This window comes from Gluconobacter sp. R75690, assembly GCF_015244525.1.
Taxonomy (GTDB): Bacteria; Pseudomonadota; Alphaproteobacteria; order Acetobacterales; family Acetobacteraceae; genus Gluconobacter; species Gluconobacter potus.
Window position 1 is genome coordinate 185734 of the sequence record NZ_JABCQB010000004.1, and the last position, 17266, is coordinate 202999.

A 17266-nucleotide genomic window follows, 5' to 3' on the forward strand; every position below is an offset into this window, starting at 1 on the left:
TTCCTTGCGTCTGGTTGAACCTCCGCATGGCAACGTCCCCGGAAGGACACCAGAAAACCCTAGAGCCATGCGTGCGGATTGCTCTTATCCGGAGAAAACTCCGTAGAAGAACGGTCGCGATATGGCGGAAAAGGAGCGCAGATGCAAGGCCTGTCAGCAGAGTTTCATACAATACTGCCCACCGGTCAGACCTGCTGGGCCTTCTCAACCCCCCGTAATGTCCGCAGCCGCTCTGCAAGACGTGGCGTCACACGGTAATGTCCCGGGATGGAGATTTCGACATCCTGTGTCTCCTCGACGGAAGGCAGCAGTTTCACACGCCCAAAGCCGCCCTGAACCTCTTCCAGCAAGGAGGCCAGATCCGGCAGGGATGCATCTTCCTTCAGCCAGACGCGGATTTCCGAACGCTCCGCCGCAGCCGCGACTTCCAGATCCATAACATTCTGAGCCGTGATCCGCAGCGCATCGCCATCCACCTTGAGCTCAGCCGTCACCAGAATGGCCTGTCCCGCCACCAGCAGATCCCGGCAGGATGTCAGCGTCTCGGAAAACAGCGTGACTTCACATCCGCCACCGCTGTCCGACAGATTAACCCAGGCCATTTTCTTGCCTGTGCGTGTCGGCCGCTCCTTGCGATCCACGACACAGCCTGCGATCTTAACGCGTGTAGTCCCTGTTTTTGCGGCATTTTCCAAAGCATTGGACGGCGTCACACCCAACCGCCTTAGAACGCTGCGATACGCATCCAGAGGATGCGCGCTCATGTGAAATCCGATGGCTGACGCTTCCAGCGACAGACGCTCAAAATCAGGCCAGGGCCGCCCTTCATTCAGCCGCAGGATTTCACGCTCCTGACCCGCACCACCGAACAGTCCGGCCTGACCCATCTGCTGCTCTTGCGCCCGAGCCTGAGCACGACGCAACAGGATATCGGCACTCGAAAAAACAATATGTCGTTCTTTGAGAAGACTGTCGAAAGCTCCTGCTTTTGCAAGACTTTCCAGCTGGATCTTGTTCAGGCTCTTCGGATCGCAGCGCTCCGCAAAATCCGTGAGATCCTGAAACGGCCTGTCGCCACGGGACGCCACGACACTTTGCATCGCGGCAGCCCCCACACGTTTGATGGCCGACAACGCATAACGGATCCCCTGACGCCCGTCTTCCAGTGTTTCGATGGAAAAATCTGCCAGAGATTTATTGATATCAACGGGTAATACGGGAATCTTCATCCGCCGTGCTTCCTGACACAGAGCCGCCAGCTTGTCCGTCTTTTCCCGTGCCAGAGACATACAGCCCGCGAGGAATGCGACCGGATGGTTCGCCTTCATCCAGGCCGTCTGATAGGACACCAGCGCATAGGCTGCGGCATGCGACTTGTTAAAGCCGTAATCCGCAAAACGGGCCATAAGATCAAAGACTTCGACCGCTTTTTCCTGAGGAATGCCACGCGCCGTTGCACCCTCAGTGAAGATCGCGCGCTGCTTTTCCATTTCGGCAGCGATCTTCTTGCCCATCGCACGCCGCAGCAGATCCGCGCCACCCAGACTGTAGCCCGCCATCTTCTGGGCGATCTGCATGACCTGCTCCTGATAGACCATGATCCCATAGGTCTCTTCAAGAATATCGCGGATCTCCTCGTGCGGTGGCTCCCAAGGCTCGCCATGCTTGCGGCGGCAGTAATCCGGGATGTTTGCCATCGGCCCCGGACGATACAGCGACACGCCCGCAATCAGATCTTCTAGCCGACTGGCCGCCATCTGCTTGAGCATGTCCCGCATACCCGCGCCTTCGAACTGGAACACGCCGGCCGTATCGCCTTTAGCTAGCATCTCGAACGTCTTCGCGTCATCCAGCGGAATACGTGAGAGATCGACCGTAATCCCCTGTTCTTTAAGGAAATCCAGACCTCGCTTGAGAATGGTGAGCGTTGTCAGGCCGAGGAAGTCGAACTTCACCAGACCGGCCTGTTCAACATATTTCATGTTGTACTGCGTCACGAGCATATCGCTCTTCGGATCGCGATACAGCGGCACCAGTTCCACCAGTTCGCGATCACCAATCACCACGCCCGCCGCATGCGTGGAGGCATGACGGTACAGGCCTTCGAGCTGCAATGCGATTTCCATGAGCCTCTTGAGCGACTCATCGCTGTCCCGCATTTCCTGAAGCCGGGGTTCGCCCTCAATCGCGTCCGACAGTGACACAGGCTTGGCCGGGTTGTTCGGGATCAGTTCGGCAACACGGTTGACCATGCCATAAGGCAGTCCAAGCACGCGCCCAACGTCCCGGACAGCCGCCTTGGCCTGAAGCTTTCCGAACGTGATGATCTGCGCCACCCGGCTCCCGCCGTATTCCTCGCGCACATACCGGATCACTTCATCGCGGCGGTCCTGACAAAAATCGATATCGAAATCCGGCATGGAGACACGTTCGGGATTCAGGAAGCGCTCGAACAGCAGTCCGAACGGAATGGGATCGATATCCGTAATCGTCAGCGCATACGCCACCAGCGAACCTGCACCCGATCCACGCCCCGGCCCGACCGGAATATCATGCGCTTTTGCCCACTGGATAAAGTCGGCAACGATCAGGAAGTAGCCCGGGAAGCCCATCCGCGCGATGATATCGAGCTCCACCTGAAGGCGCTCGGAGTAAAGTTTCCGCTTCTCCTCATCCGCGTTGATTGCTTCAAGGCGCTTTTCCAGCCCTTCCCAGGCCATCGCCCGCAACGTTTCCTCTTCCGTCGAGCCTTCACGGACCTTCGGGCAGATCGGCAGAAGCGGCTTGCGCGTGCACGCCGCCACCGCACATTTTTGCGCAATGATCAGTGTGTTGTCACAGGCTTCCGGAAGATCATGAAAGACAGCCCGCATTTCGGCAGGCGTCTTGAACCAGGCCTGTGGAGACACATGCCAGCGGTCTTCTTCCGCAATCGTCCGGCCCTGCGCGATACACAGCAGCGCATCATGGGCCTCATGCATTTCAGGCTTGGGAAAGAAGCATTCATTGGTCGCCACCAGCGGAATGTCCATCTGATCCGCCATCGGGACCAGAATGCTTTCAACCTCCCGCTCCCCGGCCTCGCCAAGCCGGTTCAGTTCAACCGCAATGTTCCCCCGGAATGCCTCTTCCAGCCGCGTCAGCAGCGCCTGCGCCTCAGATTTCTGTTCCTCAAGGATCAGCTTGTTAATCGGCCCGCGATTGCCGCCCGTCAGCAGAAACAGTCCCGCCGCATGCTGGCACAGAAAGTCGACCGCAACCGAAGGATCAGCCGGATCTCCGTTCAGAAAGCCTTCGGATGACAGTATCTGGAGATTTGCCAGTCCTTCCTCATTCCGCGCCAGGACCACCAGCGGCTCGGACATCGCTCCGGGTTTTGTGCTGCGCGGGGGAAGTGAAATCTGGCAGCCGACAATCGGCTGGACACCGTTGCTGCGACAGTACAGCGAGAACTCAAGCGCACCGAACAGATTGCCGCTATCCGTCAGGGCGACGGCCGGCATGCCATTCTTGGCTGCCAGACTCACAAGCTCCGGAATCCGGATTGCGCCCTGACTCAGGGAGTACGCGGAATGATTTCTGAGATGAACAAAATCGGCATGAGACATGCCGCCATTCTATCAGGGACGGGCAGCGGATACAGGAGATTTTGATATCCTCTGCTCCACATCCTGCTTCAGAACGGCACGAGCTTTCCATCCCGCAGCGTCACGGTCCGGTCCATACGGGAGGCCAGTTCGTCGTTATGCGTGGCGATCAGCGCTGCCGCGCCCTCTTCTCGCACTACACGCAGAAGTTCGCCAAACACATGATCGGCCGTGCCGATATCCAGATTGCCGGTTGGTTCGTCTGCCAGAAGCAGCTTCGGCTGGTTGGCCAGAGCACGCGCAATTGCTGTCCGCTGCTGCTCGCCACCCGACAGCCGTCCCGGCAGCGAATCAAGACGATGCGACAGTCCAAAACGGTCCAGCAGATCCCTTGCCCGCTCCCGCGCCTTGCGCGGTGATACACCTGCGATCAACTGCGGCAACATGACATTCTCGCACGCCGTGAACTCACCGAGCAGATGGTGGAACTGGTACACAAACCCGATCTGATCGCGCCGGATCACCGTTCGGACCGTATCGCTCAGCCCACTGGCCGGACGATCCGCCACGAAGACCGTACCCGCCGACGGCGCTTCCAGCAGACCTGCAAGATGCAGAAGCGTGGATTTCCCGGTTCCGCTCGGCGCCACCAGCGCCACGATTTCACCGGCCCGGAGGTCAAATTCCGCTCCGCTCAGGATTTCAAGCGTTTCTTCGCCCGACCGGAAACGGCGTGTCAGACCTTCAAGACGTAGGGCACTCGCACCTGTTGACACTTCACTCATGACGCAGCGCCTCGATCGGATCGGTTCTTGCCGCCCGCCAGGACGGATACAGCGTCGCCAGCAGTGACAGGATCAGTGACATCCCGATCACTTCCCAGACCTGCGACCACACCAGCTTCGCCGGCAGACGCTCCAGAAAATAGACTTCCGGATTGAACAGGTTCGTCCCCGTAAGTGACTGAAGCCACTGGCGGATCCGCTCAATGTTCAGCGCAAACGCAATTCCGAGCGCCGAACCCGCCACAGTCCCGACAATTCCGACAGACGCACCGCACATGAGGAAAATCCGCATGATTGCGCCCCGGCTTGCACCAAGCGTCCGCAGCACGGCGATGTCCCGCGTCTTGTCCTTCACCATCATGATGAGCGAGGAAATGACGTTGAATGCCGCCACAAGGATAATCAGGGTCAGGATCAGGAACATCACGTTCTGCTCGACCGTCACAGCATCCAGAAAGCCATTCGCGCTCTGCGTCCAGTCCAGCACGCGCAGGCGCGGATCTTCCAGACGCGCGGCAATCGCCTTGCGTGTCGGCTGCACATTCGACGGATCAGCCGTCGAGACCTGAATGAGCGAAACCGCTGAAGACCCCAGCATCAGGAACTTCTGCGCTGCAGGCAGCGGCATCAGGACAATGCTGGAATTGTAATCATTCCAGTTGGCGTCAAAAATGACCGCAACATGATAGGTCTTCACCCGCGGCATCGTCCCGAACGGCGTCGCCTGCCCATCCGGAGACAGCAGCGTGATCGGAGATCCGATTGTCAGCCCGGCCCGGTCCGCCATCGTGGTGCCGATCGCAACCGCATTATCGCCGGTAAAGTCGTTCAGACTTCCCGCAATGATCCCGCTGCTCAGCGCTGTCCAGTCCCGGAGTGACTGCTGGGACACACCCTGCATTTCCGCTCCCGAAGAGAAGCGTCCCGCCTCCACCAGCACAGTGCCCTGCGCCATGGGGATGACGGATTTTACACCCGGAACCTGCCGGATCGCCGCAACATCGTTTTCATAAGCCTCGATGGGTCGCCCGTAGCCATATACGGTCAGATCACCGTGCAGCCCGAGGATGCGCCCCATCAAATCGGCCTTGAATCCGTTCATCACCGACATGACGATGATGAGCGTCGCCACTCCAAGCGCAATCCCGATCAGGGAAAAGATGGCAATGATCGAGGCGAAACGTTCGCCACGGCGGGCGCGGAGATACCGTCCCGCCACCATGCGCTCAAAGCGGCCGAACATCAGGCTGCTCCGATTTTCGCCAGAGCGTCCTCGACCGACAGCTCGAACCGCTCGCCCGTGGCGCGCTGCTTGAGCTCGACCTTGCCTTCCTTGGCACCGCGCGGTCCGACGATGATCTGCCAGGGATGTCCCATCAGATCCGCATCGTTGAACTTCACGCCGGCCCGCTCGGAGCGGTCATCATACAGCATGTTCTCAGGGTCGGTGCCGTAGATGCGGTCACAGATCGCATCGCATGCTTCGTCACCCTGACGCAGGTTCAGGATTGCAGCGCGATAAGGGGCCACGGACGCCGGCCAGATGATGCCAGCATCGTCATGCGACGCTTCGATGATCGCACCGACCAGACGCGACACACCCACACCATAAGACCCCATGTGCGGATGGAACGGCGCACCGTCCGGACCACTTACTTCGATCCCCATGGACGCGGTGTATTTCGTCCCGAAATAGAAGATGTGGCCGACCTCGATACCACGCCCTTCCCGCTTGCGCTCGGCCGGAACCTTGGCCCATTCGGCCTCGTCGTGCTTCTCATCCGTCGCCGCATAATGGTCAGTCACGGTCGCAAAGAACGTGGCCAGACTCTCGGCATCGTCACAGTCCACCGGACGGCTCAGCCAGTCCTGCTCCTCAAGCGCTGCATCAAAGAACACGGCGCTCTCACCCGTGGGCGCCAGCACCAGGAACTCGTGGCTCAGATCGCCGCCGATCGGGCCGGTATCGGCCACCATCGGCACAGCCCGCACGCCCAGACGCTGGAAGATGCGCAGATAGGACAGCATCATCCGGCGATAGCTGGCAACAGCTCCTTCATAGGACGCGTCGAAGGAGTAAGCATCCTTCATCAGGAACTCACGTCCGCGCATCACGCCGAAACGGGGACGAACCTCGTCACGGAACTTCCACTGGATGTGATAGAGCGCCTTGGGCAGCTCCTTGTAGGACTTCACGGACGATCCGAAGATGTCCGTGATCATTTCCTCGTTCGTCGGCCCGTACAGCAGGTCACGGCCATGACGGTCCTGGATCCGGAGCATCTCCGGACCATAGGCGTCATAGCGGCCCGACCGGCGCCACAGTTCGGCAGACTGCAGCGTCGGCATCAGGACTTCCTGCGCCCCGATGGCGTCCTGCTCTTCACGGATGATCTGCTCGATATTGCGCAGAACCCGCAGCCCGGCCGGCAGCCAGGCATAGATGCCCGAAGCGGTCTGGCGCACAAGGCCAGCCCGCAGCATCAGACGGTGAGACGCAATCTGCGCCTCGGCCGGGACTTCCTTCAGCGTCGGCTGGAAGGCTTTCGTCAAACGCATGTGTATTTCTCTCAGACGCGCAGCAAATGGACATCAACAAGCGGACGCTTCTGGAGCTTGCGTCCCAGAGCACGTCGCAGGGCCGTCTTGGCCGCATCCCGGAACGCCGCGTCGTCCTGACGCAGTTCGTCGGGAATCTGGTCGATGGCATCGGCGAATTCTTCCTGAATCCGCACGCTTTCCGGATCATCAGATTCCAGCAGACCCGGCGCGCTGATCTTCGGATCGCCGATGACATAGCCTTCATCATCAACGGCAAAGCTCGCCAGGACGATACCGTTGAACAGCATCTTGCGACGGGCTGCGAGAACGCCACCCGTCATCGGCAGCAGACGACCACCATCCAGAGCCAGACGGCCCGTCGGCGCCGTATCCACGACTTTCACCTCACCCGGAGACAGGTTCAGGATATCGCCATCTTCCAGCAGGATCGGCTCGGCACCCATCTCGTGCGCCAGAGCGGCATGCGCCGTCAGATGACGCCATTCGCCATGGGTCGGGATGCTGTATTTCGGACGGACGATCCGATACAGCGTGCGAATATCCTCGCTGGTCGCATGACCGGAGGTGTGGACCTTCGCATCCTTGTCCGTCAGAACCGTCACGCCACGACGCGACAGGTTGTCCTGCACGGCCATGACGGCCTGCTCGTTGCCCGGGATCATCCGCGAGCTGTAGATCACCGTGTCTCCCTCACCGAGGGCAATGTTCGGATGCGTGTCCGAAGCGATCCGGGACAGAGCCGAACGCGGCTCGCCCTGACTGCCGGTGATGATCATCAGCAGATTGTCGTCATCCACATCCCGGACATCCTGCTCGGTCAGGAAGGGCGGCAGATCCTTGAAATAACCGCACTCACGCGCCGCAGTCTCAAGATTGCGCAGCGAGCGGCCGACAATCATGACCACACGACCGGAGGCCTGGGCCGCCTTCGCTATGCTCTCGACGCGCGCCACGTTACTGGCAAAACACGTCACGGCAATCCGGCCTTCCAGCCCCGCGATCAGCTCCGTCAGCCCCTTGCGCACATCGGCTTCAGACTCCGACTTGCCCGGCTTGAGCACGTTCGTGCTGTCGCCGACCATGGCGAGCACGCCCTCGTCGCCCAGTTTGCCGAACGTCTCCAGATCCGTCACCGGACCGACCAGCGGGTTCTCGTCAAGCTTCCAGTCGCCCGTATGCACGATCAGACCATGCGGCGTCCGCAGAGCCACGGCCTGCGCCTCGGCGACGGAATGCGTCACGGATACGAACTGCAGATCGAACGGCCCCACATCAAAACGCGAACCCGGGCGGATGACGTGGATCTTCACCTGATTGTTCAGATGGGCTTCCTGCAGCTTGCGGCGCAGCACGGCGGCGGCAAACGGCGTGGCGTAGACCGGGCAGCGCAGATACGGCCACAGATGCGCCACCGCCCCCAGATGGTCTTCATGCGCATGCGTGATCACGAGACCGCACAGGTCCCGCGCACGATCGGCGATGAAGGTCGGATCCGGCATGAGCACTTCGGCTTCAGGCGTATCGTTGCCCGAGAACCCGATGCCGCAGTCAATGGCAAGCCAGGTGTCGTGACCGTTCTTCGTCAGGCAGTAGAGGTTGAAATTCATGCCGATCTCGCCCGTCCCGCCCAAGGGCAGGAAGGACAGACCGTCCTGTTTTTCTGTCATGATTGTTCCTTGCAGATATGATGCATAATCAGAGTGATATTCATTGCCCGATGCCCTGAGAGCGTTCGGGGGAATAGGAAAGCGGCGGACCCGTATTGCGGTCCGCCAGAAGGCGCAGGCCATCCAGCGTCAGATCGGGCGCCAGCACATCAAAAAGCGGCGTTCCCTCAGAGAACAGCGGAGCCAGACCGCCTGTTGCGATCACAGTCGGCTTTGCGTCCATTTCATCGGAAATTCGGTGGATCAGCCCCTCAACGAGACCGACATAGCCCCAGAACAGGCCCGAACGCATCGCCACGCTCGTATTGCGGCCAATCGCCGCCGTAGGACGGCCGATGCTCATGCGCGGCAGGCGGGCGGCTGCACGGTGCAGCGCATCGATCGACAGGTTCACACCCGGAGCAATCGCGCCACCACAGAACTGCCCCGCACTGTTGACGACATCAAAGGTCGTCGCGGTCCCGAAATCGACCACGATCAGCGGTGCGCCAAAAAGCTCGCGACCTGCCAGACCGTTCAGGCGACGGTCCGCGCCAAGTTCATTCGGATTGTCGACAAGAACGTCGATACCCCAGTCCAGCCTTGCATTGGCGACCAGGGGCACGACATCCAGCCATTCACGGCAGAAACGGCGCAGTTCGTAAAGCGCTACGGGCACAACCGTCCCGATAATGGCCCGCGTAATGGCCTTGGCGTTCACCCCCATCCGATCAAAGAGTGTCAGAAGCCAGGCCGCATATTCATCCGCCGTTCGTGCTTCATTCGTCGAAATACGCCATTGCCCCAGCCACGACTCTCCATCGTGTACAGCAAACACGATGTTGGTGTTTCCAGCATCAATGACGAGAAGCACGTTGCGGTCCGGTCCTTCAGTCCAGCAGGATATCGCCGGTTACAACCGGAATGGTTTCACCGTGGGGCAAGGCAAGCAGCAGGCGTCCCTGCGCATCGAGCCCTGAAAACGAACCTGTAATATAGGTTTCACAACGCTGAACCGCAAGCGGGGTGCCAACCGGGTGCGCCCGCGCCAGCCACGCGGCCCGAACCGGTGCGAACCCTTCCCGCTCCCGGAGGGCGGTCCAGTGTTCGATCTGTGCCACCAGCACCTTTCCGAAAGCTTCAGCAGACGGCGGATCAGTCGCTTCGGAGAGCGCCGCCAGACGACGACCCGGAATCTCGGGGGCCTGCCGCAGATTGGCCCCGATTCCCACGACGACCCAGGGATTGCCCTGTGGACCGCCCGTCTCGATCAACACGCCCGCCATCTTTCGGCCATCCATCAGAAGATCGTTGGGCCATTTGAGCATGAAGCGGGACGGCCCCGTCACAGCCGGGCAGAAATGCGTTGCCGCCTCGAAAAGGGCCACAGCGACAACAAACGGAAGAGCCGCGATGAAAGCCGCGGGATCAGCAGGACGAAACAGCAGCGAAATGGCAAGATTTCCACCCGGGTCGGTCCAGGTCCGTCCGCGCGTGCCGCGCCCTGATGTCTGGGAAAAAGCCTGAACGGCAAGATGTTCGGGTTCACCGGCTTCGGCTCTGGCTTTGCACAGATCGGAAGTGGACCCGAGCGTTTCATGATATTCGAAACGCCAGCTCATGGCTGCATGATGTTCTTTATGGTGGGCGATGACGGGATTGAACCGCCGACCCTCTCGGTGTAAACGAGACGCTCTACCGCTGAGCTAATCGCCCTCAGACTGTGTGTGCGGTCTATATACACGGTTCCGGATGGCGGTAAAGCCACCCGAAACCGTTTTGTGAGCTTTCTCAGCTCACGGCGTCCTTCAGACCCTTGCCCGGCTTGAAGCGGACAGAGGTGGATGCCGGAATGTCGATCTCTTCGCCCGTGCGCGGGTTACGGCCCTTGGCGGCCTTGCGCGTGGCAGTCACGAAGCTGCCGAAACCGACGAGACGGACTTCCTGCTTCTTGGCAAGCGTCGCCTCGATCGTGCTGAACACCGCATCGACAACTTCGCTGGCCTTGGCCTTCGGAAGATCGGCAGCGTCTGCAACGGCGGCGATCAGTTCCTGCTTGTTGAGGGGCTTCTCCATGATGTGCCTTTCTGGTGTTAGAGCGCTGAGCCGGGCTCTGGTGAGTCCCTTCTGGCTCAGGCGCCTTGTTCGATCTGCGGCCGCACTATGAAGCGGATTTTGCCCGCGTCAACTGCTAGAATCGCAGAAGCGTGTCAGTGTCAGTGTGGAAGTGCCTGCGGAGCCGTCTTATCCACCGTTATTTCGCCCATCGGGTCGACATTTTCGTCCCATTCGATGGCTTCCGGCATACGAGTCAGAGCGATCTTGAGCACCTCATCCACATGGCTCACGGGAATGATCTTGAGCGCGTGACGGACATTATCCGGCACCTCCGCGAGATCCTTCTCGTTATCCTTGGGGATCAGGACCGTCTTGATGCCCGCCCGCAGAGCCGCCAGCAGCTTCTCCTTGAGCCCCCCGATCTCCAGAACGCGGCCACGCAGCGTGATCTCACCCGTCATCGCCACATCCTTGCGGATGGGAATCTGGGTCATGATGCTCACAAGAGACGTCGCAAGCGCGATACCGGCTGACGGACCATCCTTGGGCGTCGCACCTTCGGGAAGATGGATATGGATATCCCGCTTCTCGAACAGCGGCGGCCGGATCCCGAAGTCCTGCGCCCGCGAGCGGACATAGGACAGCGCGGCCGAGATGCTCTCCTGCATGACTTCACCGAGCTTACCGGTCTGCTTGACCTGCCCCTTGCCCGGAACCATCACGCTCTCGATCGTCAGGATCTCGCCGCCGACCGAAGTCCAGGCAAGCCCTGTCACCACACCGACCATGTCCTCCGTCTCGGTCTCGCCATGACGGTAGCGACGGACACCCGCATACTTCTCGAGGTTTTCAGGCGTGATCTCGACATGCTTGACGCCGGTCGTGATGATTTCCTTGACCGTCTTGCGCGCAAGCTTGGCCAGTTCGCGCTCAAGGTTCCGGACGCCGGCCTCGCGGGTATAGGAGCGGATCAGTTCGCGGATCGTATCATCCGTGACCGTCCATTCATCCGGCTTCAGGTTATGTGCCTCGGCCTGCTTGCCCAGAAGATGACGGCGCGCGATCTGCACCTTCTCGTCTTCCGTATAGCCGGACAGGTTGATGATCTCCATGCGGTCCAGCAGCGGCTGGGGCATGTTGAGGCTGTTGGCCGTCGTGACGAACATCACATCCGAAAGATCATAATCCACTTCCAGATAATGATCGGCAAACGTGGAGTTCTGCTCCGGATCCAGCACTTCGAGCAGCGCGGAAGACGGATCGCCGCGCCAGTCGGCACCCAGCTTGTCGATCTCGTCGAGCAGGAAGAGCGGGTTGGATGTTCGCGCCTTCTTCATGCCCTGGATGATCTTGCCCGGCATGGAGCCGATATAGGTCCGGCGATGGCCGCGAATCTCGGATTCATCGCGCACGCCACCCAGCGACATGCGGATGTAGTTCCGCCCCGTCGCCTTGGCGATCGAACGCGCCAGAGAGGTCTTGCCCACACCCGGTGGCCCGACAAGACACAGGATCGGTCCCTTGAGCTTCTGCGAGCGCGTCTGCACCGCCAGATACTCGAGGATCCGCTCCTTGACCTTCTCCAGACCGTAATGCTCGGCTTCGAGAACGTCCTCGGCGTGCTGGAACTCCCGCGTGATCTTGGAGCGCTTCTTCCAGGGGATCCCCAGCAGCCAGTCGAGATAGTTGCGCACAACCGTGCTCTCGGCCGACATCGGGCTCATGCCACGCAGCTTCTTCAGCTCGGCATGGGCCTTTTCCTTGGCCTCACGGCTCAGACGGGTCTTGTTGATCTTCTCTTCAAGCTCGGAGTTCTCGTCCTTGCCGTCTTCGCCTTCACCAAGTTCCTTCTGAATCGCCTTGAGCTGCTCGTTCAGATAGTACTCACGCTGGGTCTTCTCCATCTGCCGCTTGACGCGGTTGCGGATACGCTTTTCGACCTGAAGAACACCGATTTCCGTCTCGATATGAGCGAAAACCTGTTCCAAGCGACGCGCAGCCGAGGCCGTCTCCAGAATTTCCTGCTTTTCGGAAATCTTGAGGTTCAGATGGCTCGCAATCGTATCGGCCAGCTTGGAAATGCCCTCGATCTGGTTGATCGAGACCATGACTTCCGGCGGGATCTTCTTGTTGAGCTTGATATACTGCTCGAACTGCGAAACCGTCGAACGGCTCAGCGCCTCGATCTCACTTCCCGGAGCGGCATCAACAGGCTCCTCGGGGATTTCCTCGATTTCAGCCTCGAAATGCCCGTCTACATCAAACAGACGCGTGATGTGCACACGCCGCGTCCCTTCGACCAGAACCTTCACGGTCCCGTCAGGCAGTTTCAGAAGCTGAAGGATCGTCGAAACCGTACCATAGCGATAGATGTCATCGACGGACGGATCGTCCAGCGACACATCCTTCTGAGCCACGAGCAGGATCTGCTTGCTCTCGCGCGTTACGGTCTCCAGCGCCTTCACCGACTTCTCGCGCCCGACAAACAGCGGCACGATCATGTGCGGGAACACGACAATGTTCCGAAGCGGCAGAACAGCCATCACGTCATGACGTACGGGCTGCTGCACCACAGGGGCCCCAGCTTCGGGCTCCGACTTGCGCGCTGCAGCACGTGGCTTGCGCGCTACCTTTTTCGGAGCCGCAGCAGCTTTTTCGGGAACGGCCACATCGTCTGTCTTCTTTGTGCGGCGGCGGGTTTTCGGCTTGGTATCGTCAGTCATTCACTTGATCTCCAGAGGGACGATCTTGCGATACCGGCCTGCCATGCAGCGCCGGGATCGCATTTCTTTCATGCTTGAGCGGCATGAATTCGGACAACCTCAGTCAGTTATGTCGAAAGCCGATGGGGCCAGCACAAGAGCCGGAACCATTTTTACGCAGACTGCTCGGCGGGTTCGGACTTGCCCTTCCCGTAGACATAGACTGGCTGGGCCTTGTTTTCCGCCACTTCCCGGTTGATGACGACTTCTTCCACGCCTTCAAGTCCGGGAAGGTCGAACATCGTACCAAGCAGGATGCTTTCCAGGATCGAACGCAGGCCACGCGCACCGGTCTTGCGCTCGATGGCGCGTTTGGCGATCGCTGCCAGGGCATCTTCTGTGAAGGTCAGCTTGACGCCTTCCATCTCAAAAAGGCGGCCATACTGCTTGATCAGCGCGTTCTTGGGCTTGCTAAGGATCTGGATCAGTGCGGATTCATCCAGATCGTTCAGTGCCGCGATGACCGGCAGACGGCCGATGAATTCGGGGATGAGACCGAACTTCAGCAGATCTTCCGGCTCCACGCTCTGCAGGATCGCGCCGAGACGACGCTCGTCATCAGAACGCACATCCGCACCAAAGCCGATGCCCGATCCCTTGCCACGCGCCGAAATAATCTTGTCCAGACCAGCAAAGGCGCCACCGCAGATGAAGAGCATGTTGGTCGTGTCGACCTGCAGGAACTCCTGCTGCGGATGCTTGCGGCCACCCTGCGGCGGCACGGAAGCCACGGTGCCTTCCATGAGCTTCAGCAGGGCCTGCTGCACGCCCTCGCCCGAGACATCACGCGTGATGGACGGGTTGTCGGACTTGCGGGAAATCTTGTCGATCTCGTCGATATAGACGATGCCGCGCTGGGCCCGGTCGACATTGTAGTCGGCGGACTGGAGCAGCTTGAGAATGATGTTCTCCACGTCCTCGCCGACATAGCCGGCTTCGGTCAGGGTCGTGGCATCGGCCATCGTGAAGGGAACGTCCAGGATACGGGCCAGCGTCTGGGCAAGCAGGGTCTTGCCCGAACCCGTCGGACCGATCAGCAGGATGTTGGACTTCGCAATCTCGATATCGCTGCTCTTCGCGGCATGAGCGAGGCGCTTGTAGTGGTTATGAACCGCCACGGAGAGCGCACGCTTGGCCTCGAACTGACCGATCACGTAATCGTCAAGGACCTTGCAGATTTCCTTGGGGGTCGGAACACCGTCGCGGGACTTCACGAGATGGGTCTTGTGCTCTTCACGGATGATATCCATGCAGAGCTCGACGCATTCATCGCAGATGAAGACCGTGGGACCAGCAATCAGTTTGCGGACTTCGTGCTGGGATTTCCCACAGAACGAGCAATACAGGGTGTTCTTGGAATCGCCGGATTTGTTGCTCATTGCTGTTCCCTTTCCCTTGCGCACGACCTGACCACATTCACGCAGCAGACATGCGAAAGAACTTTAACTTTAGGCCGAGGTCAGAGCCTTCGGCAACCCCGGAGCCCAAAAGCCCCAAGACACGAAAAGCGGCATATCGGAATGCCGCTTTTCTGTTCCGGTAAGGAGCATCAGGCTCCTCAGGTCCGGAAATGCCTCAACTCGGGTCGGGTGTGGTCTCATGCGGATTGCGTTCGACGACCTTGTCGATCAGGCCGAATTCGCGGGCCTCATTGGCGGAGAGATAGCTGTCACGCTCGAGTTTCTGCTCGATCTGCTCCAGCGTCTGGCCGGTATGTTCGCGATAGATCTCGTTCAGCCGCTGACGGATGATGAGGATTTCGCGAGCCTGGATTTCGATGTCTGAAGCCTGACCCTGCGCACCGCCGGAAGGCTGGTGAACCATCACGCGGGCATTCGGAAGAGCGTAGCGATGCCCCTTCTCGCCACCTGCCAGAAGCAGGGAACCCATGGATGCGGCCTGACCGATGCAGACCGTGCTCACGGGGCAGCGGATATACTGCATGGTGTCATAGATCGCGAGACCAGCGGAAACGACACCGCCCGGGCTGTTGATGTAGAATGAGATTTCCTTGGTGGGATTCACGCTCTCCAGATAGAGGAGCTGCGCGCAGATCAGGGACGAAACCTGATCGTAGACGGGTCCGGTCAGGAAGATGATGCGCTCCTGAAGGAGGCGCGAAAAGATGTCGAAAGAGCGCTCTCCGCGGGCAGTCTGCTCGACCACCATCGGCACCAGAGAGTTGCTGAACACCTCGAGGGGATCACGATCCCGAATGGTCATGCTGTCTGTTCCTCAATGCCCGATGGGCTTTCTTCTGCTCCCTAACATGGACCCGACATGTCGTTCCGTCAAAGGGAGCAGGCAGAAAAAAACGGGCACCCCGAAGAGTGCCCGCTGGTTCCCGCGCCGAAAGATCAGAGTTCGGCCGGCGGGATCTCGGCCAGTTCTTCCGGCGTCACTTCCTTGTCGGTGACGTCGGCCAGCTCGATCAGGTAATCGACGACCTTGTTTTCCAGGATCGGGCCACGGAGCCCTTCAACAGCCTGCGGATTCTTGGAGAAGAACTCGAAAACCATCTGTTCCTGACCCGGATAACGCTGGGCTTCCTGCTGCATCGCACCAAGAAGCTCCTCGCGGGACACCTGGATTTCCTGCTTGCGGCCGATTTCAGCCAGCAGCAGACCGAGCTTCACGCGACGCTCTGCAATGCGACGGTAGTCAGCCTTGAGGGTCTCTTCGTCCTTGCCGGCATCTTCCTCGTCCAGACGACCGGCCTTGCGGTCTTCCTCGACGCGGGCCCAGATCTGGTTGAACTCGGCGTCAACCATGCTGGACGGAGCTTCGAAGCCCGTCTTCTCGGACAGGGCGTCCAGAAGGTCGCGCTTGATGCGCAGACGCGAAAGCTGCTGGTATTCACCCTCAGCCTGCTCGGTGATGATCTTGCGGATCTGCTCGAGGTTCTCGAAACCGATCGTCTTGGCAAGCTCGTCATCGATGGCCGGATCAACAGCCTTCTTCAGAGACTTCGCCTTGATGTCGAAGGTCACGGCCTTGCCGGCCAGCTCTTCAGCCTGGTAGTCGGCCGGGAACGTCACGTTGATGACGCGCTCTTCGCCAGCCTTCATGCCTTCCATCTGCTCGGCAAAGCCGGGGATGAAGCCTTCGCCGCCGATTTCGACATTCACGTCGTCAGCCGTACCACCGTCGAACGGCGTGCCGTCCAGCTTGCCCACGAAATCAACGCACAGGACATCACCCTTGGCGGCCGGACGGTCTTCCTCGATCGTCTCGAACTTGCGGCTGCGACGGGCGACGTCGTTCAGGGCCTTGTCGACGGTCTCTTCGCTGACCTTGGCGCCAAGACGCGTCAGCTTCAGGCCGGACAGGTCGGGAACTTCGATTTCCGGGAGAACTTCGGTCTCAACCTTGAATTCGAGATCCTTGCCGTCTTCGATGGCGGAAACCACCTCGACCTTTGGCTGCATGGCCGGACGGATCTTCTGCTCTTCGAACAGCTTGGCGGTCGCGTCGTTGACGGCTTCCTCAAGCAGTTCGGCATTCACGGACTCGCCATAGCGCTGCTTGACGAGGGAAGCCGGCACCTTGCCCGGACGGAAGCCCGGAAGCTTGATCGTCTTGGCGACTTCAGCGAGTCGCGCATCGCGGCGGGCCTGCAGGTCAGCAGACGGGACAACGACGGTGAAGGCGCGCTTAAGTCCTTCGTTGAGCGTGGGCGTAACCTGCATGAGCCAGGCGATCCTCTCGGTCGGTAGGTTGGTCAAATCTCTTTCTCGGGAAGCCGGGCTTGGTGCGGGCGGAGGGACTTGAACCCCCACGACTTGCGCCACCAGAACCTAAATCTGGCGTGTCTACCAATTTCACCACGCCCGCAGCGCTCGGCCTCCAGGCTCGTGTTACCGAAC

The 17266-nt window shown here is 59.8% G+C and carries 12 protein-coding genes and 2 tRNA genes; all 14 read right to left on the reverse strand.

Going from position 1 to position 17266, the window contains the following annotated elements; translation table 11 throughout:
- Window positions 1–185 precede the first annotated feature (185 nt).
- A complete protein-coding gene (gene dnaE / locus HKD27_RS06485; protein WP_194688949.1) occupies window positions 186–3608 on the reverse strand; it encodes a DNA polymerase III subunit alpha in 3423 nt (1140 codons plus the stop codon).
- A gap of 68 nt (window positions 3609–3676) precedes the next feature.
- Window positions 3677–4372, reverse strand: a complete 696-nt coding sequence (locus HKD27_RS06490) for an ABC transporter ATP-binding protein (RefSeq protein ID WP_194688950.1) — start codon at window positions 4370–4372, stop codon at window positions 3677–3679.
- On the reverse strand, window positions 4365–5615 hold the full coding sequence (locus HKD27_RS06495; RefSeq protein ID WP_194688951.1) for a lipoprotein-releasing ABC transporter permease subunit: 1251 nt from the start codon (window positions 5613–5615) through the stop codon (window positions 4365–4367). Before HKD27_RS06495 ends, HKD27_RS06490 begins: the two co-directional genes overlap by 8 nt.
- On the reverse strand, window positions 5615–6931 hold the full coding sequence (gene proS, locus HKD27_RS06500; protein WP_062449673.1) for a proline--tRNA ligase: 1317 nt from the start codon (window positions 6929–6931) through the stop codon (window positions 5615–5617). The genes HKD27_RS06495 and proS overlap by 1 nt, the downstream gene beginning before the upstream one ends.
- 11 nt (window positions 6932–6942) lie before the next feature.
- Window positions 6943–8601 (reverse strand): ribonuclease J, encoded by a 1659-nt coding sequence (locus HKD27_RS06505; protein WP_194688952.1) that lies wholly within the window; start codon window positions 8599–8601, stop codon window positions 6943–6945.
- 40 nt (window positions 8602–8641) lie between these two features.
- Window positions 8642–9454: a type III pantothenate kinase gene (locus tag HKD27_RS06510; RefSeq protein WP_194688953.1), complete on the reverse strand. Its 813-nt coding sequence runs from the start codon at window positions 9452–9454 to the stop codon at window positions 8642–8644.
- Window positions 9455–9470: 16 nt separating this feature from the next.
- Window positions 9471–10202 (reverse strand): biotin--[acetyl-CoA-carboxylase] ligase, encoded by a 732-nt coding sequence (locus HKD27_RS06515; RefSeq protein WP_194688954.1) that lies wholly within the window; start codon window positions 10200–10202, stop codon window positions 9471–9473.
- 19 nt (window positions 10203–10221) lie between these two features.
- Window positions 10222–10296 (reverse strand) — tRNA-Val (locus tag HKD27_RS06520).
- Between the two features lie 75 nt (window positions 10297–10371).
- The gene (locus HKD27_RS06525; protein WP_011251684.1) at window positions 10372–10656 is read right to left on the reverse strand and encodes an HU family DNA-binding protein; all 285 of its coding nucleotides are present in this window, start codon (window positions 10654–10656) and stop codon (window positions 10372–10374) included.
- Window positions 10657–10796: 140 nt separating this feature from the next.
- Window positions 10797–13361, reverse strand: coding sequence for an endopeptidase La (gene lon / locus HKD27_RS06530; protein ID WP_194688955.1), 2565 nt, complete (start codon window positions 13359–13361; stop codon window positions 10797–10799).
- Between the two features lie 152 nt (window positions 13362–13513).
- Entirely contained in the window at window positions 13514–14779 is a 1266-nt protein-coding gene (clpX, locus tag HKD27_RS06535; RefSeq protein ID WP_041110494.1) for an ATP-dependent Clp protease ATP-binding subunit ClpX, read from the reverse strand.
- 196 nt (window positions 14780–14975) lie between these two features.
- On the reverse strand, window positions 14976–15623 hold the full coding sequence (locus tag HKD27_RS06540) for an ATP-dependent Clp protease proteolytic subunit (RefSeq protein ID WP_011251687.1): 648 nt from the start codon (window positions 15621–15623) through the stop codon (window positions 14976–14978).
- Between the two features lie 134 nt (window positions 15624–15757).
- Window positions 15758–17089, reverse strand: a complete 1332-nt coding sequence (gene tig, locus HKD27_RS06545) for a trigger factor (RefSeq protein WP_194264567.1) — start codon at window positions 17087–17089, stop codon at window positions 15758–15760.
- Window positions 17090–17149: 60 nt separating this feature from the next.
- Window positions 17150–17234 (reverse strand) — tRNA-Leu (locus tag HKD27_RS06550).
- Window positions 17235–17266 lie beyond the last annotated feature (32 nt).